Source organism: Streptomyces umbrinus (assembly GCF_030817415.1).
Lineage (GTDB): Bacteria > Actinomycetota > Actinomycetes > Streptomycetales > Streptomycetaceae > Streptomyces > Streptomyces umbrinus_A.
In genome coordinates this window covers 8,048,561-8,069,445 of sequence record NZ_JAUSZI010000002.1, presented here as the reverse complement: position 1 = coordinate 8,069,445, position 20,885 = coordinate 8,048,561, and the positions used below count along the sequence as shown (strand labels likewise).

Below are 20,885 nucleotides of genomic sequence, written 5' to 3'. Positions count from 1 at the left end.
GGGAAGGGGGTCGCCTTGGCGAGCGGGGGTTGCGGTTTCCGCTGCGGGCGGACATTCCGGCGCGGCCCCGCACCTGAGGGACGAGCAGAAACCCCCACCCACCCAGGGGCGCGGGGAACTGCGCGACCAGCCACAACGAACCCGCACCCGCAGACGGCGACGTCACACGGGATGGACCGCCACCACAACCCCCCGCTCCGCCGCAGGCGACACCGCCGCGGAAACCCGCACCGCCCCGGCCCGAGCCACCCGCCCCACCCGCGACGCGGACACCAGCAGCAACGGCTGAAGGCGCTCAAGGCCGGACACCACGAACTCCTCCCCGGCGATCAGCAAGGGACGGCCCGCCTTCAGGCCGGCGGCAGCCGCCTCCGTGAGGTCCGCCAGCGGCGGCAGAGCCGCCCGCACAACCCCCGCCCCCGCCGCCGCGGCCCGCTCGGCCAACGCGACCTGCAACGGCACCAGCGGAGCGAGCGCCGCGGTCAAGGCGTCGGCGATCCGCCGCAGTTCGGGGGACGAGTCCCGCAGAACATCCGCCGCGGCCCGGATCACCGGCGCGAGCGCGAGGAGCACAGCCGCCACCAGTCCCGCCCCCGCGGGCACCAACGGCGACGTCGCGTCCACCAGTTCGCCCAGCGCCTCCGCCGCCTCCTCCACCGCGGGCTCCACCGCGTCGAGGACAGGCAGCAGACTGTCCCCGAGCGCCGTGAGCAGCGCCTGCGCGGGCTCGCTGACCGGATGAACGGCGAGCGGCGCCCCACTCGTCCCCAGCCGCGTCAACGTGTCCACGATCCGGTAGAAGGCCTCCTGCGCCTCCGGCGACGCACTGGCCTCGGCCAGCTCGGCAGTCGTCTGCCGCAGCACCCGCAGCACCTCCGCCCCCGAACCGTCCCTCGGATCAAAGGTGTTGATCGCGATACGCGTGATGTTCCCTGCGGTGTCGAGCAGTTGCCCGGTGATGTCGGTCGTGTTGCGCGCCATACGTGCCACGTCATCCCTGCTGGGGAGCGACGGAATCGTTGCCATGGACTCTCCTCGCCTCACCCACAGCATGCCCGCTCCACCGGCACTCGGACCCGGCATCAGCGGGAACCCGCGGCAACCCGTGGCCCCGGTGACGTCAACGCCCTCTTGTTGCCCGTGAGTCGAACAGGTAGACCTCCGCGTACCGATGTCAGGCATGTCCACAGCAACTCCAGCGGAGGTACGCGTGCGTCGACCGAGACCCGCCCTGATCGCCACGGCCACCGCCACCGCGGCGGCCGCGCTCCTGCTCACCCCGAACGGCGCCGTGGCCGACCCCACGCCCCGGCCCGGGGCCCAGCCCGCACCCCCGGTCCGCGAGGGCTCAGGCCTCTCCGATCCCTCCGACCGGGCCGCCGCCAAGGCCCCGGAGAGCACGACAGACCGCGCCCTCACCACCCCGGTCACCGAACTCACCGACGGCACCGGCACCGCCGGAGGCACCCGCGGCTACCCCCGCGAACAGGTGCTCACCCCGGACCCAGAGAACCCGGCCGACAAGTCCGTCAAGCTCGGCCTCACCCCGTACCACGCCATCGCCCCGAAGCTGAACGCGCTCCAGCGGCTCGGCGACCGGGTGAGCGTGGAGGTGGCGGGGCGCTCGGCCGGCGGCCACCGTCTCTACCTGGTCACCGTCACCGCGCCGGAGTCCACGCGCCAGGCCCGCGCCCAGGAACGGATGCGCGAACTGATCGAGAACGCGCCCTCGGCCGCCGCCAAGGACCCGTCGGTCAAGCGCACGTACAAGACACCCGTGTTCTTCAACAACAACATCCACGGCAACGAGTGGGAGGGCACGGACGCGGCCCTCAAGCTGATCGAGAAGCTCGCCACGGCCCAGGACCGGTCCACCACCGACCTCCTCGCCCGCAACCGCGTGTACTTCAACATCACCGCGAACCCGGACGGCCGTATCGCCGGCACCCGCGCCAACGCCAACGGCTTCGACCTGAACCGTGACTTCGTGACCGCCTCGCAGCCCGAGGTCCGGGCGATGCGCCAGATCGCGATCGACAAGCAGCCGGCCGTCATGGTCGACCTGCACGGATACGTGAACGGCACGCTCATCGAGCCCACCACTCCCCCGCACGGCGAGAACTACGAGTACGACCTCTTCCTGAAGAACACCTACGCCAACGCCCTGGGCATGGAGGCCGCCGTCAACGGCCTCGGCTACACACCCGCCAAGGACGGTGTGGAGCCCGCCCAGATCCCGTTCCGGGACCAGGAGGAGGGCTGGGACGACTGGCCGCCGATCTTCACCCCGCAGTACATGCCGTTCCACGGCGCGGTCGCGGCGCACACGGTCGAGTTCCCGATGGCGGTGAACAACGACGAGTACGACGACCTGCCCGTCGCCGAGCTGCGCCGCCGTTCGTCGATCAACGTGGCCATCGCGGGCGCGGCGATGCGCGCGAGCCTCGACTACACGCAGACCCACCGCACTTCGCTCATCGCCGACCAGATCGAGGTCTTCCGGCGGAGCGTGACGGGCGCCGCCCAGGTGCCTGTGTCGCCGGAGACCGTTCCGGGCGTGCCGGGCATCGGCCCGGAGGACGTCTACACGACCGACTTCCCGCGCGCGTACGTGATCCCGGCAGGCACGAAGGCACAGCGCTCGGCCACCGCCGCGGCCCGGCTCGTCGACCACCTGCTCGCCAACGACGTCCAGGTCCGGCGCGCGACGAAGGACTTCAGGCTCGGCGGGAAGACGTACGCGAAGGGCTCGTACGTCGTCGATCTGCGCCAGCCCAAACGCGGCATGGCCAATGTGATGCTGGCGGACGGACGGGACATCAGCGACAAGGTGTCCGTCATGTACGACATCTCGGGCTGGAGTCTGGGCCGGCTGTGGGGCGCGACCGTCGACACCGTACGGACGTCGAAGCTCGCCGTGCCGGACCGCGCGGTCGACGCGGCCGCGAACGTCGGTTACGTGGCGCCTCGCGGCACGCTCCGGCTGCGGCTCGACGACGCCCGTGAGATCGCGGCCCTCAACTCCCTTCTCGCGGACGGAGTTTCGGTACGCCGGGCGGCAGACGGCAGTGCGGTCGTGCCCGCCTCGGCCCGCGCGAAGGCCGTGGCCCTGGCGAAGAAGTACGACGTGGCCTTCGACGCGACGAAGGCGACCGGCACCACCCCGCTCCACCGGGTACGGGTCGCCGCGGCCGTCACGCCGGGCGAGCTGTTCGCGCTCCGCGAGATGAACTTCGACGTCGTCCCCGTCTCCACGGCGATCCTCAACGCGGGCTTCGACTGGTCGAAGGCGGACGTCCTGTTCGCCTCCGCCGGCCTGAACCACGCGGGCCTCAACACGGCCGCACGCGCCGCCCTGGACGCCTTCCTGGCCCGCGAGGGTCTCGTCGGCCGCGGAGCCACCGGAGCGGCCCTCAACGCCGCCACCGGGCTCCTCGCGTTGAAGCCCGTCGAGGGCAACGGTGACGCCAACGGCGTTGTGCGCGTGGTCAATTCGAGCGGCGGAGTGACCTCCGGCGCCCCGGACCACAGCTTCGTCTACGCGCCGCTGTGGTTCACGGACCTCGGCCCCGGGGTCCGCGTGGAGCAGTCGTACGCGGCCGGGAACCCGCTCGTGTCCGGGCACTGGCGTGCCCTGGAGGACGGCAGCGGCGGTCCGGCGCAGGCAGCGGGCCGGGCCTCGGTGGTCAGCGGTCCGCATGCCGTCCTGTTCGGCACGGAGCCGCTGTTCCGTGATCATCCGAAGGGGCAGTTCCCACAGGTCGCGCGTGCTTTGCTGACAGTGTCCTGAAGGACGCTCCCAGGGCACCGTGACACGAGGAGAGTACGGATGACACAGGAGATCCACGGCACCGTCGCCGAAGGCTTCGAGGCGGTGCGCGAGGAGTTCGCGTCCGTCGTCACCGCCGAACGCCCGGACTACGCGGGCCAGTTGAGCGCGTACGTACGGGGGCGGCGGGTCGTCGATCTCTGGACCGGCGCGGACACGGACGGCGACACGCTGTTCGGTGTCTTCTCCTCCACGAAGGGGGCGGCCCATCTGGTGGTCGCCCTGCTCGTGCAGGACGGCACCCTGGAGCTCGACCGGGAAGTGGCCCACTACTGGCCGGAGTTCGCCGCCGAGGGCAAGGGAGCGGTGACCCTGCGGGAGCTGCTCGCGCACCGGGCGGGCGTGGTCGGGGCGGACGCGGGCTTCACGGTCGAGGAGATGGCCGACGACCGCGTGGTGGCCGAACGCCTCGCCACCCAGCGGCCGTTCTGGCGGCCTGGGTCGGCGTTCGGCTATCACGCGCTGGTGATCGGCGCGCTCACGGGTGAGGTCGTACGGCGTGTCACGGGTCGTACGCTCCAGGAGCTGTACGAGGAGCGGGTCCGTGCGCCGTACGGGCTCGGGTTCTATCTGGGGCTGCCCGAGTCGGAGGAGCACCGGTATCTCCCGGTCCTGCCGATGGCGCCCACTCCGCCGGAGCAGGCGCTGCTGGACGCCACGCCCAAGGGGCCGCACACGTTGTCGTCCATCGCGTTCAACGAGCACGTGCCGGGGGCCGAGCCGCTGCTGGACTTTCCCAACTCCCGTACCGTGCGCGCCCTGGGCTCGGCCTCGGCGGGCGGGGTCGCCTCCGCGCGCGGGCTCGCCGGGATGTACGCGGCGGCGATCAGTCAGGTCGACGGTCGGGGGCCGCTGCTCAAGCCGGACGCGGTCGGGGAGGTGGGGCAGATCCACTCTGTCGGGTACGACCTGGTCGCCCGCGCGCACAAGTCGTACGGGCTCGGGTTTCAGGCCACGGCCGACATGTGGCACCCGTTTTTGGGGGCCGGGGCGTTCGGGCACAGTGGGGCGGGGGGATCGCAGGCCTTTGCGGATCCGCGGAGTGGGCTGGCGTATGGGTATACGCGGCGGCGTAGTGCGTTTCCCGGTGGGGCCGCGCCGGAGAATCAGCGGTTGGTTCGGGTGGTTCATGAGGGGGCGCTTTCTTGAGCGTCCCCTCATGAACCGGGGGTTGTGTTGAGGGTGCGGGTCGGTGGGGGCTGGTCGCGCCGTTCCCCGCGCCCCTAAGAAGCCGGTGGCCGAGGCCGGTTGTCGGGTGACCGTCCGTTTGGGTTGCTCGCGCCGTTCCCCGCGCCCCTAAGAAGCCGGTGGCCGAGGCCGGTTGTCGGGTGACCGTCCGTTTGGGTTGCTCGCGCCGTTCCCCGCGCCCCTGAAAGCACCGGTGGCCGGGCTCCCTGAAAGGGCCGGTGGTCAGGTCAGGGTGACCGTGATGTTGCCCGCGGTGGCCTTTGAGTACGGGCATACCTGGTGGGCCTTTTCCAGGAGGGTCCGGGCGGTGGCGGGGTCTGCGTTCGGGATGCCGGCGGAGATCTCGACTATGAGGCCGAAGCCGTCGGCGTTCTTGCCGATGCCCACCTTCGCGGTGACGGTCGAGCCGGTGATGTCGGCCTTCTCCTGGCGGGCGACGACGGCGAGGGCGCCCTGGAAACAGGCGCTGTAGCCGGCGGCGAAGAGCTGCTCCGGGTTGGTGCCGGTGCCGCTGCCGCCCATTTCCTTGGGCGGGTTGACGACGACGTCGAGCGTGCCGTCGTCGGTCGCGACGCGGCCGTCGCGACCGTTCTCGGCGGTGGCGACGGCGGTGTAGAGGACGTCGGTCTGCTGGATGGACATGCGGTGGCTTCCTCCTTGGTCCGCCACGACTCGCGCCCACGACCCGCGACAGTTTTGGAAAGAAGTTACCGCATGTCGGAAGTCCAGCAGAAGACCGCTGCCACTGTCACCGCCGTCGGCCTCAGAGCTTGACGATCATCTTTCCCGTGTTCTCGCCGCGCAGGACGCCGAGGAACGCCTCCAGGTTGTTCTCGATGCCCTCGACGACCGTCTCGCGGTACTTGAGCTCGCCGGAGGCGACCCAGGGGCCGACCTCCTGGACGAACTGCGGCTGCAGGTCGTAGTGGTCGCCGACGAGGAGGCCCTCGATACGGCCGCGGGTCGCGATGAGGCGGGCGAGGTTCTTCGGGCCGGGGGCGGGCTCCGTGTTGTTGTAGACGGAGATCATTCCGCAGATCGCGATCCGGCCGTGCAGGTTGAGGGAGCCGATCGCGGCCTCCAGGTGGTCACCGCCGACGTTGTCGAAGTAGACGTCGATGCCGTCGGGGGCGGCCTCCCTGAGCTGCTCGCTCAGGGAGCCGTTCTTGTAGTTGAAGGCGGCGTCGAAGCCGTACTCCTCGACCAGGAGCTTGACCTTCTCGTCGGAGCCGGCCGAGCCGATGACGCGCGAGGCACCCTTGAGCTTGGCGATCTGCCCGACCTGGCTGCCCACGGCTCCGGCCGCGCCGGACACGAAGACGGTGTCGCCCTCCTTGAAGGAGGCGGTGCGCAGCAGGCCCGCGTACGCGGTGAGGCCGGTCATGCCGAGGACGCCGAGGTACGTGCTCAGGGGCGCGGCCTCGGGGTCGACCTTGACGGCGCTCTTGGCGTCGAACGTGGCGTGGTCGCGCCAGCCGAAGAAGTGCAGGACGCGGTCGCCGACCACGAAGCCCTCGGCGTTCGAGGCGATGACCTCGCCGACGGCGCCGCCCTGCATGACCTTGCCGAGCTCGAAGGGGGCGGTGTACGACTTCGCGGCGCTCATGCGGCCGCGCATGTACGGGTCCACGGACAGGTACTCGTTGCGCACCAGGACCTGGCCCGGGCCGGGCTGCTTCACCTCGGTCTCGACCAGGGCGAAGTCCTCGGGCTTCGGCCAGCCGACGGGGCGGCTGACCAGGTGCCATTCGCGGCCGGTGGCGGGGAGGGCAGGGGTGTCGGTCATGGGGGGCGCCTTTCCGTGGGGACAGCGGCTCTGAGCGGCTCTCACGCGCAAATACTTCAGTACCTGAAACAATAATGCGCCTGGATATTTCATGATGTCAAGTATCGGGGGTAGCCTGGAGCGCATGTCCACGCAGAAGACTCCCCGGATCGACCCTCTGACGGTTGAGGTCGTCGACCTGATCGGCACGGTGGTGGCGCGTTACCACGAGGAGTACGAGGAGGCGGCGTCGGAGCATGCGCTGACCGGGGCGCAGGCCCGGCTGCTGAGTCTGCTCTCGTTGGAGCCGTTGCCGATGCGGCGGCTGGCTCAGAAGCTGAAGTGCGAGCCGTCCAATGTGACCGGGATCGTGGATCGGCTGGAGGCGCGGGGGCTGGTCGAGCGGCGGCCCGATCCGGCGGACCGGCGGGTGAAGCTGGCCGCTGTGACGGTGGAGGGGCTGGGGGTTGCCCGGAGTCTGCGGGATTCCCTGCGGTTCGCTCGGGAGCCGCTTGCGGGGCTTTCGCGGGAGGAGCGGGTGTCTTTGCGGGGGTTGCTTCTGCGGATGCTCTCCGGCTCCGCCGGGGTGGGTGGACCGGGCGGTTCGTAGGCCGCGGGCCGGTGGGGCTTGTCGCGCAGTTCCCCGCGCCCCTGAAAAACCGGCGGCCCGGCCCGTTTGCCACGTGACGGCCCGCCTTGGGTTGCTCGCACAGTTCCCCGCCCCCCTGAAAAACCGGCGGCCCGGCCCGTTTGCCACGTGACGGCCCACCTTGGGTTACTCGCACAGTTCCCCGCCCCCCTGAAAAACCGGTGCCCCGGCCCGTTTGCCACGTGACGGCCCGCCTTGGGTTGCTCGCACAGTTCCCCGCGCCCCTGAAAAACCGGCGGCCCGGCCCGTTTGCCACGTGACGGCCCACCTTGGGTTGCTCGCACAGTTCCCCGCGCCCCTGAAAAACCGGGCCGTACGTCGCGTGACCGTCGGCTTCGGTTGCCCGCGCCCCTGAAGGGGCACCTCAGGTCGAGCCGCGCCCCTTCAGGGGCGCGGGGAACTGCGCGACAAGCCCTCACCGGCCCGCACCCGGCGAATCAACCTCGGGCGCCCCGCCTCCAGGGAGCCGCAGGCTACGAGCACCACCACAGGAAACGTGTGCACGTTTCTGTGGGGGTCGGGTCCGGGGTGGGGTCCTCTGCCGTGGGGGCCGGGGCCTGGGTGCCGGGGTCCGAGGGGGTCGTGCCGCCCGGGGTGGTCTCGTCCGGGGCGGGAGCCGAGGTCCTGGGGTCGGTCGAGCGGGACGGGTCGGGCGATTCCTTCTTGTCCTCGTCGTCCTTGTCCTTCTTGGACTTCTTCGACTCCGAGGCCGAGGGGGAGGCAGACGCGTCCGGGGACTCCGAGCTGGACCCGCCGGAGGAGCCGTCGCCGTCGGACGACGACGAACCGTCCGCGGAGGCCGAGGAACCGGACGACGCCTCGTCCGCCGCTGCCGCCTTCGGCTCGGACGAGGGGGCCTCTATACCCAGCTCGGCCAGACTGAGCCCGCCCGCCGCGAGCAACAGCCCCGCCCCCACGAGCAGCACCCGCTTGCGCCGCCGCCGGTGCAGCGCGGCACGCCGGTCACGCCGGCTCGCCCGGACCCCGCGGCCGCCCCGGCGCCGGGACCGGCGCCCGCCACCCGCCGGTTCGTCACTCTCGGGGTCGTCGTCGAGCTCGTCGACGGCGTCCTCGCGGTCCTCCAGGGAAGCCGCGTACTCCCGGCACGCTTCGGCCGATGTACCGCACCCCGGGCAAGCGAGGGCGCCATTGAGGTGCCGTTGGCACGGGTGGCAGTAGTCCATGACGCCGGAAGACTAAACTCCGCGCAGGTCACGTTCACAGTCACAGCTGTGAAAGTTCTGTGCTGAACTGCCCGTTCCGGTTGGGCGAGTTGAGGACAGGCCGGACCATTCGCCGCCTTCCAGTGCCATCGCGTCGAAACCGTTGTGCGTTCGACCCATTGACACTGCCGCCGCCGAATCCTTACTGTCTGGCCAGCATTTCGAACGTGTGACGAAATTTCGAACAGAGCCGTAGAGCCACAAGGGGCAATTTCCGTGCGCATCACCGGAATCAGCACACACGTGGTCGGGACGCCGTGGCGCAACCTGACCTATGTCCAGGTGCACACCGACGAGGGCATCACCGGAGTCGGTGAGACCCGCATGCTGGGGCACACCGACGCGCTGCTCGGCTATCTGCGGGAGGCGGAGGCCAACCACATTCTCGGTTCCGACCCCTTCGCTGTCGAGGACCTCGTGCGTCGCATGAAGTACGGCGACTACGGGCGGGCCGGCGAGATCGTGATGTCCGGCATCGCCGTGATCGAGATGGCGTGCTGGGACATCAAGGGCAAGGCCCTGGGCGTACCGGTGTGGCAGTTGCTGGGCGGCAAGGTCACCGACCGGGTGAAGGCGTACGCGAACGGCTGGTACACCACGGAGCGCACTCCGGAGGCCTACCACAAGGCCGCTCAGGAGGTCGTCGCGCGCGGGTACAAGGCGCTGAAGATCGACCCGTTCGGGACGGGTCACTTCGAGCTCGACCACGAGCAGTCGCTGTACGCGGTCTCGCTGATCGAGGCGGTCCGGGACGCGATCGGCCCCGAGGCCGAGCTGATGCTGGAGATGCACGGCCGCTTCTCGCCGGCCACGGCGATCCGTCTCGCGCGCGAGCTCGCGCCCTTCAAGCCGGCCTGGCTGGAGGAGCCGGTCCCGCCGGAGAACCTGAAGGCGCTGGAGAAGGTGGCGGCGAAGGTCGACATCCCGGTCGCGACCGGTGAGCGCATCCACGACCGCATCGAGTTCCGCGAGCTCTTCGAGAGCCAGGCCGTGGACATCATCCAGCCGGATGTCGGCCACATCGGCGGCATCTGGGAGACCCGGAAGCTGGCGGCGACCGCCGAGGCCCACTACGTACTCGTGGCGCCGCACAACGTGGGCGGCCCGGTCCTCACCGCCGCCTCGCTCCAGGTCGGCTTCACCTCCCCGAACTTCAAGATCCTGGAGCACTTCAACGACTTCGCGGACGCGGAGATCAAGAAGGTCGTGAAGGGTGCCCCGCAGGTCGTCGACGGCTACTTCGAGCTGTCGCACGAGCCGGGTCTCGGCGTCGAGCTGGACACGGACGCGGCGGCCGAGTTCCCTCAGCAGCAGGCCCGCTTCGACCTGTGGGCGGACGGCTGGGAGCAGCGCAAGCCGAAGGGCGGTGGCAAGTGACGGCGCCCGGCACCGGGGTGGGCCAAGGGCCGCGGACGGCCGAGCGGACCCGCCGAGGTCCAGGGGAGTACCGCGCGCCCGGGCGCGTGCACGGCTGTGCCCTGTGCGGCTCCACCGCGGCGGCGCCGGCGGCGAGGGACAACCGCTCACGGCTTCACCGCCACGTTTCCCGCGGAGTGTTCGGGCACGGCCGCAACGCGCCGCTGTGGTCGAGCAGCGCCGCGGCGGATCGAAGGGGTGCCGGCCACCCCTTCGAAGCCCCGGCACGCGGCACCGCCGTGGACTTGACCCGCCTCACCGACACGGAGCAGTCATGAGCGCCGCGCAGGCCGTCGTGATCGAGGGCCCCGGCGAGCACCGGCTGGTCCCCCACGAGTCCGTGGCGCCCGCCGCGGGCCAAGCCCTCGTGCGGGTTCACGCGAGCGGTATCTGCGGCAGTGACCGCGAGGTGTACCAGGGCAACCGGCCCGAGGGGTACGTCCGCTATCCGCTGACGCCGGGGCACGAGTGGTCCGGCACGGTCGAGGCGGTCGGTCCCGGGGTCCCCGAGGGCCTGGTGGGCCGCAAGGTGGTCGGTGAGGGCTTCCGCAACTGCCAGGTCTGCGACCGTTGCCACGAGGGCGAGACAACGTTGTGCACGGCCGGCTACGAGGAGACGGGCTTCACCCAGCCCGGCGCCATGGCCACCACGCTCACGCTGCCCGCCCGGCTGCTGCACATCCTGCCGGAGGACGCCGATCTGACGGCGGCGGCGCTGCTCGAGCCCGCGGCCTGCATCGCGGCGGCGGCGCTCAAGGCGAACGCGCGGCCCGGCGAGCGGGTGGCCGTCGTCGGCACCGGGACGCTCGGCATGTTCGCCGTGCAGTTCCTGAAGGCGGGTTCGCCCTCGGAGCTGCTCGTGGTCGGCACCCGCCCGGACCGCGAGGAGCTCTCGAAGACGTTCGGCGCGACCGACTTCCGTACCCGGGACCAGGAGTTGCCCGACGACTTCGACGTGGTCATCGAGACCGCCGGGTCGGCGACCGCCGCGACCACGGCCGCCTCGCTGCTGCGGCGCGGCGGACGGCTCGTCCTCACCGGGATCCCGGCTCCGGGTGCCGAGGGACTTGACCCCACCGATCTCGTCGTACGGCAGCTGGAGGTGCACACCGTGTTCGGGGCGCCGCCGGAGGCCTGGGCGCACACGGTGCGGGTCTTCGGTGCCGGTCTCCTCGATCCTCTTCCGCTGGTCACGCACGAGCTGCCGCTGGACGAGTTCGCTCACGCGATCGAGCTGGTGGGGTCCGGCGACCCGAAGGTCGGCAAGGTGCTGCTGCGGCCCTAGGGCCCGCGGTACCGGCCGCCCCCGATCCGTACGCCGGTACGGAGACCTGACGCTCCGTACCGGCGTACATCCACCGCCACGAACCACGTCCGGCACATCGAACACACATCCCGCCAAAGCCAGCTCCAGCTAAGGACAGCTCGTGACCGACGCTTCTCCCAAGGCGGCCCGTCGACCCGGTGAGCAGGCGCTCGCCGCGCTCGGCCTGGGCGCGCCCGCCCTCTCCCCCGCCGACGCCTCACCGCACGCCTTCCCGGAGGGCGGCCGCTGGCGCACCGAGATCCCCTCGTGCGAGGGGCCGGAGGCGCTCGCCGTGGTCCTCAAGGAGTCCTCGCGGCTCGATGTGCCGATCCACCGGATCAGCCAGGGCAGCGGTGTCTGGATGCTGACCGACGCCGAGATCACCGAGATGGTCGAGGCCACCGAAGAGCGCGACATCGAGCTCTGCCTCTTCACGGGCCCGCGCGGCACGTGGGACATCGGCGGCTCGACCCGGACCGACTCGCGGGGCGGCGGGCTGCGCGCCCGTGGTCACGATGCGGTCGCAGGTTGTCTCGAAGACGCCATCCGTGCAACGGAGTTGGGCGTAAAGTGCCTCCTCGTGGCTGACGAAGGCGTGCTCTGGACCCTGCACCGGGCCCGGGTCGCCGGGATCATCCCGGCGGACACGACACTGAAGGTCTCGGCGCTGATAGGCCCGGTCAACCCGGCCGCGTACGCCGTGTACGAGCAACTGGGCGGGGACTCCATCAACGTGCCGAGCGATCTCACGCTCGACCACCTGACGGAGATCCGCCGGGTCAGTGCAGCCCCCATGGACATGTACATCGAGGCCCCCGACGATCTCGGCGGGTATGTGCGCATGTACGAGGTCGCCGAGCTGATCCGCCGCGGCGCCCCGCTGTACCTGAAGTTCGGCCTGTCCAAGGCTCCCGGGATCTACCCGTACGGCCACCACATGCGGGACGTGACGCTGTCCACGGCCCGGGAAAGGGTGCGGCGCGGCCGGCTCGCCCTGGACCTGCTCGCGCGGCACGGGGCGGACGGCGACATGGCGCCGCTCGGCTCCCGGCTTCCGGGCGCACTCCAACGGTTTGACATTCCCTCATAACGTTCCGAACACACCCCCTTCACAAAAGACGACGCGGCCGAACACAATCCCACACACCTCCTCTCGGTCGAACCTCGCTCCACCTGCTCGCAGCTCCAGACCGAGCCCCGTCAGAACATCAAGGAAGATGATCATGCGCAATCGCAAAGCAGCGCTTTCCGCCATAGCCGCGGCCGCCTCCCTGGCCCTCACCCTCTCCGCCTGCGGGCAGGACAGCGACGGCGGCAGTGAGGACACCAAGGGAGACGCCAAGGGCTCCACCGTCGGCATCGCGATGCCGACGAAGTCCTCCGAGCGGTGGATCGCCGACGGCGCCAACGTGGAGAAGAACCTGAAGGCCGCCGGCTACAAGACCAAGCTGGCCTACGGCGAGGACGACCCGGACACCCAGGTCTCGCAGATCGAGAACATGATCACGCAGGGCGTCTCCGCCCTGATCATCGCGGCGATCGACAACAAGTCGCTCGACAACGTTCTCCAGCAGGCCAAGGACGCCAAGATCCCGGTCATCTCCTACGACCGCCTGATCCTCAACTCGCCGAACGTCGATTACTACGCGTCGTTCGACAACGAGAAGGTCGGCGAGCTGCAGGGCACCCAGATCGTCGAGAAGCTCGGTCTGAAGGACGGCTCCAAGAAGGGCCCGTTCAACGTCGAGCTCTTCGCGGGTTCGAACGACGACAACAACACCCAGTACTTCTTCAACGGCGCGATGAAGGTCCTGCAGCCCTTCATCGACAAGAAGCAGCTGGTGGTCAAGTCGGGCCAGACGAAGCTGACCCAGGTCACCACGCTGCGCTGGGACGGTGGCACCGCCCAGAAGCGCATGGAGGAGCTCCTGACCGCGGCCTACCGGAAGGGCAAGGTCGACGCGGTGCTCTCGCCGTACGACGGCATCTCCATCGGCATCCTGTCGGCGCTGAAGTCGGACGACTACGGCAAGAGCAAGCCGATGCCGGTCGTCACCGGCCAGGACGCCGAGGTCGCGTCGCTGAAGTCGATCAAGGCGGGGCGAGCAGACGGCGACCGTCTTCAAGGACACCCGCGAGCTCGCGAAGGTCGCCGCGAACATGGTCGACTCGGTGCTCAACGACAAGAAGCCCGAGATCAACGACACCAAGTCGTACAACAACGGCTCGAAGGTCGTGCCCGCGTACCTGCTGACCCCGGTGAGCGTCGACAAGACCAACTACCAGAAGGTCGTCATCGACTCCGGTTACGTCAAGGCCGACGCGGTCAACTAACCGCCACCCCCTAGGGATTGGAAGGCACGACCATGGCGGGACCCGTCCTGGAAATGCGCTCGATCGTCAAGACCTTTCCCGGCGTCAAGGCGCTGTCGGACGTCTCCCTGAGCGTCCGGCCGGGCGAGGTCCACGCCATCTGCGGTGAGAACGGCGCCGGAAAGTCGACCCTCATGAAGGTCCTCTCCGGCGTCCATCCGCACGGAACCTACGACGGGGACATCCTCTTCGAGGGCGAGTCCTGCCAGTTCAAGGACATCCGGGCGAGCGAGCAGCACGGCATTGTGATCATCCACCAGGAGCTCGCGCTGGTGCCGTACCTCTCCATCGCGGAGAACATCTTCCTCGGCAACGAGCACGCCACGCGCGGCTTCATCAGCTGGAGCGAGACGCTCAAGCACGCGACCGAACTGCTTCGGCGGGTCGGGCTGAGCGATCACCCGGAGACCCGGGTCGCCGACATCGGCGTGGGCAAGCAGCAGCTCGTCGAGATCGCGAAGGCGCTGTCGAAGAAGGTGAAGCTGCTGATCCTCGACGAGCCGACGGCGGCTCTGAACGACGAGGACAGCGGCAAGCTGCTGGAACTCATCCGAGGTCTGAAGGACCAGGGCATCACCTCGATCATCATCTCGCACAAGCTCAACGAGATCGAGGCGGTCGCCGACTCGGTGACGATCCTGCGCGACGGGCGGTCCATCGAGACCCTCGACGTGAAGGCCGCGGAGACCACCGAGGACCGGATCATCAACGGCATGGTCGGGCGCGACCTCGACCACCGCTTCCCGGAGCGCACCCCGCACGACACGGAGGTGGGCGCGGCTCCGGCCCTGGAGATCCGCAACTGGACCGTCCACCACCCGATCGACCAGCAGCGCAAGGTCGTCGACGACGTGTCGATCCAGGTGCGCCGCGGGGAGATCGTCGGCATCGCCGGGCTCATGGGCGCCGGGCGCACCGAGCTCGCGATGAGCGTGTTCGGGCGCACCTACGGCCGGTACGCGAGCGGCACCGTCCTCAAGGACGGTACGGAGATCCGTACGAAGACCGTGCCCGAGGCGGTCAAGCACGGGATCGCGTACGTGACGGAGGACCGCAAGCACTACGGCCTCAACCTCATCGACACGATCAACCGCAACATCTCCCTCAGTGCTCTGGGGAAGGTGGCCAAGCGCGGTGTCGTGAACGAGCACGAGGAGCGGCAGGTCGCCGAGCGCTTCCGCAAGTCGATGAACATCAAGGCGCCGACGGTCTTCGAACCGGTCGGCAAGCTGTCGGGCGGCAACCAGCAGAAGGTCGTCCTCAGCAAGTGGATCTTCGCGGGTCCGGACGTGCTGATCCTGGACGAGCCGACGCGCGGGATCGACGTGGGCGCCAAGTTCGAGATCTACACGGTCATCGACAAACTGGCCGCCGAGGGCAAGGCGGTCGTCTTCATCTCCTCCGAGCTGCCCGAACTGCTCGGAATGTGCGACCGCATCTACACGATGGCCGCCGGACGGCTGACCGGTGAGGTCCCGCGGGCCGAGGCCACGCAGGAAGTGCTGATGCGCCAGATGACGAAGGACAAGAGGTAAGAGCGATGAGCACGAACGTGACCGCCAAGTCCCCCGCGCCGGCGCCCGCCGGCAAGGGCGACTCGACCGGGGGCGACGGCCTGCTGCAGCTGATGATCGACGGTATGCGCCGCAACATGCGGCAGTACGGCATGCTGATCGCTCTCGGTCTGATCGTGGTGCTGTTCGCGGTGTGGACGGACGGCGACCTGCTGCTGCCGCGCAACGTCTCCAACCTGGTGCTGCAGAACAGCTACATCCTGATCCTCGCGATCGGCATGATGCTCGTCATCATCGCGGGCCACATCGACCTGTCGGTCGGCTCGCTCACCGCCTTCGTGGGCGCGGTGGCGGCCGTACTGATGGTCAACCACGACATCGCCTGGCCGGTGGCCGTGGTGATGTGCCTGCTCCTGGGCGCCGCCGCGGGGGCCGTGCAGGGGTTCTTCATCGCCTATCTCGGCATACCCTCGTTCATCGTCACCCTCGCGGGCATGCTGCTCTTCCGCGGTCTGACCGAGATCTTCCTGGAGGGCCAGACCATCGGCCCGTTCCCCAAGGGTCTGCAGGACGTCTCCAACGGCTTCCTTCCCGAGGTCGGCCCGGACACCAACTACCACAACCTCACACTGCTGCTCGGCTTCGCGGTGATCGCGTTCGTGGTGCTGCAGGAGGTCCGTGACCGCAGGCGCCAGCAGGAGTTCGCACTGGAGGTGCCGCCCGCCAAGCTCTTCCTGCTGAAGATCGTGGCCCTGGTCGCCGCCGTGCTCACGGTGACGATGATGCTCGCCAGTTACAAGGGTGCCCCGGTGGTGCTGATCATCCTCGGCGCCCTGGTCGTGGGCTTCGGCTATGTGATGCGCAACGCCGTCATCGGCCGCCACGTGTACGCGATCGGCGGCAACCTGCCCGCGGCGAAGCTGTCCGGTGTGCGGGACAAGAAGGTCACCTTCCTGGTCTTCCTCAACATGGGCATGCTCGCGGCGCTGGCCGGTCTGGTCTTCGCGGCCCGCTTCAACGCGGCCTCGCCCAAGGCCGGTGTGAACTTCGAACTCGAGGCGATCGCCGCGTCGTTCATCGGCGGCGCGTCGATGAGCGGCGGCGTGGGCACGGTCCTCGGCGCGATCATCGGTGGTGTCGTCCTCGGTGTCCTGAACAACGGCATGAACCTCGTCGGCGTCGGCAGCGACTGGCAGCAGGTCATCAAGGGCCTGGTGCTCCTCGCGGCGGTCGGCTTCGACGTGTGGAACAAGCGCAAGGTCGGTTCCTAGCGCTCTCGGTGGGGCCCCGCGGGCGGCATGCCCGTGGGGCCCCATTTCTCTGTGTACGGCTTCTTTACGTACCGCGGCAGCAGCCAAGCTCTGTAAGACAGTTGGAAGACAGGACGACCGTGAAGGAACTTTTCGGAACACTCGCCGACGGCACGAAGGTCCACCGGTGGTCGCTGGAGAACGGCGGCACCCGGCTGAAGGTCCTCTCGTACGGCGGAGTCGTCCAGTCGCTCGAACTCCCGGACCGCCACGGCCGGTACGCGAACGTGTCGCTCGGTTTCGGGACGATCGAGGAGTACGAGGCGTCCAGCCCGTACTTCGGCGCCGTCATCGGCCGGTACGGCAACCGCATCGCCGGCGGCAGGTTCACCCTCGACGGCGAGGATCACCGACTCCCCGTCAACGACGGCGGGAACAACCTGCACGGCGGACCCGACGGCTTCGACAAACATGTGTGGGCCGTGGAGGAGTTCACCTCCGGCTCCGACGTGGGCCTGGTCCTGCGCCGCACCAGCCCCGACGGCGAGATGGGCTACCCCGGCACGCTGACGGCGAAGGTCACGTACACGCTCACCGGTGACGGCGACTGGCGCATCGACTACGCGGCCACCACCGACCGGGCCACGGTCGTCAACCTCACCAACCACGTGTACTGGAACCTGGCGGGCGAGAGCGGCGGCCCGGTCCACGACCACGAGTTGACGGTCGCCGCGTCCCGCTTCACACCGGTCGACGCGAGCCTCGTCCCCACCGGCGAACTCGCCGAGGTCACGGGCACCGCCTTCGACTTCCGTACGCCGAAGACCGTCGGCGAGGATCTCGGCCGGCCCGAGCAACAACTCCTGCACACCAAGGGGTTCGACCACAACCTGGTCCTCGACAAGGGGCTCACGCAGCGGCCCGAGCACTTCGCGACCCTCCGCGAACCGGTCTCCGGCCGCACCCTGAGGATCGCGACGACCGAGCCCGGTGTGCAGTTCTACTCGGGCAACTTCCTGGACGGCACCCTGGTGGGCCCCGGCGGCCAGGCATACGGTCCTGGCAGCGCGCTGTGCCTGGAGACCCAGCACTTCCCGGACTCGCCGAACCGCCCGGAGTTCCCGTCGACCGTGCTCAGGCCGGGCGAGACGTACCGCTCGACGACGGTCCACTCGTTCAACTCGTGATCGACCTTCACAGTTGGTTCACAACTTCCACATCGATTCACAGTCGTTGAACAGAGACACACAGCCGCCCGTACTAAGGGGCGGCCCGCGTATCCCCGCTCGGGCCGCCCCTCAAGGACGGAGGGTCCATGGCCGACAATGTCACCTCGCTGTTCCGCACCGGCGCGCACAGCCCCTCGATGGCCGCGCTGGCACGCGAGAGCGGGGAGGCGGGTCCGCTGGACTTCTGCATCCCGTGCAATCCGTATTTCCCCACGCCCGCGATGTTCGATGAGCTGACCCACCGGTTGCGCGACATCATCACGTACTACCCGAGCAGCGCGGACACCATCACGGGTGAGCTGTGCAACCTGCTCCAACTCCCCCCGCAGTGCGTGGCGATGGGCAACGGCTCGACGGAGCTCATCACCTGGATCGACCACCTGCTGGTCCGCGAATCGCTCGCCATCCCCGTCCCCACCTTCGGCCGCTGGACCGACCAGCCGCTGGAGACCGGCAAGCGCGTCGACATGTTCCCGCTCCAGGAGAGCAACGGCTTCGCCCTCGACCCGGCTCAGTACATCCAGTTCATCCGCTCCCGTGGCACCCGCGCGGCCGTCATCTGCAACCCGAACAACCCCGACGGCGGCTTTCTGCCCAAGCAGACGATCCTGGCCTTCTGCGACGCGCTCGCGGACCTGGACCTGATCGTCATCGACGAGTCGTTCCTGGAGTTCGCCGACGCGGAGAACGAGCCGAGCGTCGTCGACGAGGCGGTGATGCGGCCCAACGTCATCGTGCTGCGCAGTCTCGGCAAGAACTTCGGGCTGCACGGCGTGCGGTTCGGCTACATGGTGGCCAACCCGGGCCTGGCGGGCAGAGTCCGTTCGATGCTGCCGAAGTGGAACCTGAACGCCTTCGCGGAGACCGTGGTGTTCATGCTCAGGGACCACGGTCCCGAGTACGCGGAGAGCCTGCACATGGTGCGCCGCGACCGGCTCGACATGGCGCGCCAGCTCTCCACACTGCCCGGCCTCACGGTCTACCCCTCGCAGGGCAACTTCCTCTTCGTGCGCCTCCCCGTGGGTGCCGAGGGCACCGTGGTCCGGGACCGCCTGCTCACCGAGCACCGGATCCTGGTCCGCGAGTGCGGCAACAAGATCGGCTCGTCCAGTCGCTTCCTGCGGCTCGTGGTGCGCCCCCAGGTGGACGTGCGTCGCCTGGTGTCCGGCCTGGAGTCGGTGCTCTACGGGAACAGGAGGGGAGCCGCCGTGCCCGAGCTGAGCACAGGGACCAGCTACAGCTCGGGTACGGCGGCGGTGGACCGGCTCGTCAGTTCGACGAGCGGGCAGGGCTATCCGGGGATCGCCGCCGCGGCCAACGGGATGGCCGGGCAGCCCCAGCCGCTCACGGCCGCCGCCAACGGAATGGTCGGACAGCCCCAGCCGCTCACGGCCGCCGCCAACGGAAGGGGGGGACAGCCTCAGCCGCTGACCGCCGCGGCCAACGGAATGGGCGGACAGGCCCAGCAGTTCACCGCCCCCGCCAACGGAATGGTCGGACAGCCGCAGCAGTTCACCGCCGCGGCGAACGGGATACCCGGGCAGCCGCAGCCGCTCACGGCCGCCCAGACCCGTGGCACGACGGGCATGCCGGGAGGGCTGACCGCCGTGAACGCACAGGGTCAGCCGCAGGGGTTCCCGCAACCGCAGCCCCAGGCCATGCCGCAGCCGGTGCCCCAACCCGTGCCGCAGCAGGCCACCGGCTGGCCCAACACGCCGCCGAACGGCGCCGGCTGGCCGGCCGCCGCTGTCGACCGGGTCGGCTGACCACCGGACCGGTTGCCCGAGGTCCCCGCATCCCGCAACGGGGCCCTCGCCGGCCGGGAGGTCCAGGACCCTCCCGGCCCCGGCACAGGGGGTGCGGGCCCGCGCCCGGAGGGGAGCCGCGGGCCCGCACCTCTTACCTTCAGGGGCGCGGGGAACGGCGCAATCTTTTAGGGGCGCGGGGAACTGCGCGACCAGCCCCCACCGGCCGGCAGGGTCAGTAGGCCACAGGCCACCCACTGCTCCAGTTCAGCAGGTTGATCCCGAGCTTGGGCGTGCCGTTGTCCTGGCCGTCGTAGTAGTGGTACACGATCAGGTCCCCGTCCGAGTCCGCCAGGATCGACTGCCCGCCGGGCCCGACGTACCGCCCGTGCGACTCCAACACGGGCGTCCCGCCGTTGTTCGTCATCGCGACGCCACTCTTGTCGTAGTAGGGCCCGGTGACACTGGTCGCCCGGCCCACCTTGACCTTGTACGTGGAGCTGGTGCCGGCACAGCAGGTGTCGTACGAGGCGAACAGGTAGTAGTAGCCGCCCCGTTTGACGATCGACGGCGCCTCGACGGCCTTCGTGCCGGTCGGGCGGGAGGCGATCGAATAACGCGTCGTGTTCGACGAGAGCTGCTTGCCGGTCGACGGGTTGATCTGGATCATCTTGAGCCCGGTCCACCAACTGCCGAAGGACAGCCACCACTTGCCGTCGTCGTCCACGAAGAGGTTCGGGTCGATGGCGTTGTAGTCGCTGGAGGTGGTGGACGCGTAGACGGTCCCCTGGTCGGTCCAGCTGCCGGGCTGGCCGGTGCTGGAGGTGGCGAAGCCGATGGCGGACGTGTTCGAACCGAACGACGAGACGGAGTAGTACAGCAGGTACTTGCCGCCCTGGTACGAGATGTCCGGCGCCCAGGCCTCGGGGACGGAGGAGTAGTTCCGCCACCAACTCGGCCGGGAGAAGAAGACGTCGGCACCCGCGCTGAAGGCGGTGCGGTCGGACGACGTCTTGTTGGCGATGCCGCCGCCGGTGGCGTACAGCAGGTACTGGCCGGACGAGGTGCGGATCATCGTCGGGTCGTGGGTGACGACGGAGCCGGTGACCCGGCCGGGGTTGGGGTACGCCGACGCCGAGGACGGGATGAGGGCGAGCAGGACGGCGGTGAGGAGGGCGAGGAGGGCGGTTCGGCGGGACATGCGCGGAGTACGGGAGGTACGGGAGGTGCGGCTCACGTGAATCCTCCTTGCGGTGGGGGGAGTTCATGTAACGTTCGACATTTCGACCATCGATCGCCACTTCGGACGGGACCGTAGAATCGAACCTCTTGCGCGTCAATGGTTCTCACAACCGGTGTCACCGAGGTGTGGGTTCAGGGAAGCCTGGGGCCGTTCCC

Annotated in this window: 15 protein-coding genes and 1 pseudogene; 11 read left to right on the top strand and 5 right to left on the bottom strand. The window is 69.4% G+C overall.

Going from position 1 to position 20,885, the window contains the following annotated elements; all coding sequences use genetic code 11:
- Positions 1-162: 162 nt before the first annotated feature.
- A complete protein-coding gene (locus QF035_RS35625) occupies positions 163-1,026 on the bottom strand; it encodes a hypothetical protein (protein ID WP_307524808.1) in 864 nt (287 codons plus the stop codon).
- A gap of 154 nt (positions 1,027-1,180) precedes the next feature.
- Between QF035_RS35625 and QF035_RS35620 the strand changes: the two genes are divergently transcribed.
- Together QF035_RS35620 and QF035_RS35615 are read left to right on the top strand one after the other, a co-directional pair.
- Positions 1,181-3,790: a M14 family zinc carboxypeptidase gene (locus QF035_RS35620; RefSeq protein ID WP_444968439.1), complete on the top strand. Its 2,610-nt coding sequence runs from the start codon at positions 1,181-1,183 to the stop codon at positions 3,788-3,790.
- A 39-nt stretch (positions 3,791-3,829) separates the two neighbouring features.
- Complete coding sequence (locus QF035_RS35615) at positions 3,830-4,978, top strand: serine hydrolase domain-containing protein (RefSeq protein WP_307524805.1); 1,149 nt, start codon at positions 3,830-3,832, stop codon at positions 4,976-4,978.
- A 261-nt stretch (positions 4,979-5,239) separates the two neighbouring features.
- Here QF035_RS35615 and QF035_RS35610 read toward each other — a convergent pair whose 3' ends face one another.
- Both QF035_RS35610 and QF035_RS35605 read right to left on the bottom strand, forming a co-directional pair.
- Positions 5,240-5,659, bottom strand: a complete 420-nt coding sequence (locus QF035_RS35610; protein ID WP_307524803.1) for an organic hydroperoxide resistance protein — start codon at positions 5,657-5,659, stop codon at positions 5,240-5,242.
- A gap of 121 nt (positions 5,660-5,780) precedes the next feature.
- Positions 5,781-6,803: an NADP-dependent oxidoreductase gene (locus QF035_RS35605; RefSeq protein ID WP_307524801.1), complete on the bottom strand. Its 1,023-nt coding sequence runs from the start codon at positions 6,801-6,803 to the stop codon at positions 5,781-5,783.
- Positions 6,804-6,927: 124 nt separating this feature from the next.
- Here QF035_RS35605 and QF035_RS35600 point away from each other — a divergent pair, with 124 nt between their 5' ends.
- Positions 6,928-7,392: a MarR family winged helix-turn-helix transcriptional regulator gene (locus QF035_RS35600; protein WP_307524799.1), complete on the top strand. Its 465-nt coding sequence runs from the start codon at positions 6,928-6,930 to the stop codon at positions 7,390-7,392.
- A 512-nt stretch (positions 7,393-7,904) separates the two neighbouring features.
- On the opposite strand, the gene QF035_RS35595 is transcribed toward QF035_RS35600, so the two are convergent.
- Complete coding sequence (locus QF035_RS35595; RefSeq protein ID WP_307524798.1) at positions 7,905-8,615, bottom strand: SCO2400 family protein; 711 nt, start codon at positions 8,613-8,615, stop codon at positions 7,905-7,907.
- 255 nt (positions 8,616-8,870) lie between these two features.
- Here QF035_RS35595 and QF035_RS35590 point away from each other — a divergent pair, with 255 nt between their 5' ends.
- From QF035_RS35590 to QF035_RS35555, 8 genes and pseudogenes are all read left to right on the top strand, one after another.
- Positions 8,871-10,031 carry a mandelate racemase/muconate lactonizing enzyme family protein gene (locus tag QF035_RS35590; RefSeq protein ID WP_143631699.1) on the top strand — a complete coding sequence of 387 codons (1,161 nt, stop codon included), beginning with the start codon at positions 8,871-8,873 and terminating at the stop codon, positions 10,029-10,031.
- Positions 10,032-10,344: 313 nt separating this feature from the next.
- Positions 10,345-11,355 carry a zinc-dependent alcohol dehydrogenase gene (locus QF035_RS35585; RefSeq protein WP_307524797.1) on the top strand — a complete coding sequence of 337 codons (1,011 nt, stop codon included), beginning with the start codon at positions 10,345-10,347 and terminating at the stop codon, positions 11,353-11,355.
- Positions 11,356-11,497: 142 nt separating this feature from the next.
- Complete coding sequence (locus tag QF035_RS35580; RefSeq protein ID WP_307524795.1) at positions 11,498-12,466, top strand: hypothetical protein; 969 nt, start codon at positions 11,498-11,500, stop codon at positions 12,464-12,466.
- A gap of 133 nt (positions 12,467-12,599) precedes the next feature.
- Positions 12,600-13,710 (top strand): annotated as a pseudogene (chvE, locus tag QF035_RS35575) (multiple monosaccharide ABC transporter substrate-binding protein).
- A 32-nt stretch (positions 13,711-13,742) separates the two neighbouring features.
- Entirely contained in the window at positions 13,743-15,284 is a 1,542-nt protein-coding gene (mmsA, locus tag QF035_RS35570) for a multiple monosaccharide ABC transporter ATP-binding protein (RefSeq protein WP_307524793.1), read from the top strand.
- 5 nt (positions 15,285-15,289) lie between these two features.
- Positions 15,290-16,534, top strand: coding sequence for a multiple monosaccharide ABC transporter permease (gene mmsB / locus QF035_RS35565; protein WP_307524792.1), 1,245 nt, complete (start codon positions 15,290-15,292; stop codon positions 16,532-16,534).
- A 119-nt stretch (positions 16,535-16,653) separates the two neighbouring features.
- Positions 16,654-17,700: an aldose epimerase family protein gene (locus QF035_RS35560; RefSeq protein ID WP_307524790.1), complete on the top strand. Its 1,047-nt coding sequence runs from the start codon at positions 16,654-16,656 to the stop codon at positions 17,698-17,700.
- A 128-nt stretch (positions 17,701-17,828) separates the two neighbouring features.
- Positions 17,829-19,508: an aminotransferase class I/II-fold pyridoxal phosphate-dependent enzyme gene (locus tag QF035_RS35555; protein ID WP_307524788.1), complete on the top strand. Its 1,680-nt coding sequence runs from the start codon at positions 17,829-17,831 to the stop codon at positions 19,506-19,508.
- A gap of 214 nt (positions 19,509-19,722) precedes the next feature.
- On the opposite strand, the gene QF035_RS35550 is transcribed toward QF035_RS35555, so the two are convergent.
- Positions 19,723-20,688 (bottom strand): arabinan endo-1,5-alpha-L-arabinosidase, encoded by a 966-nt coding sequence (locus QF035_RS35550; protein WP_307531681.1) that lies wholly within the window; start codon positions 20,686-20,688, stop codon positions 19,723-19,725.
- Between the last annotated feature and the right edge of the window lie 197 nt (positions 20,689-20,885).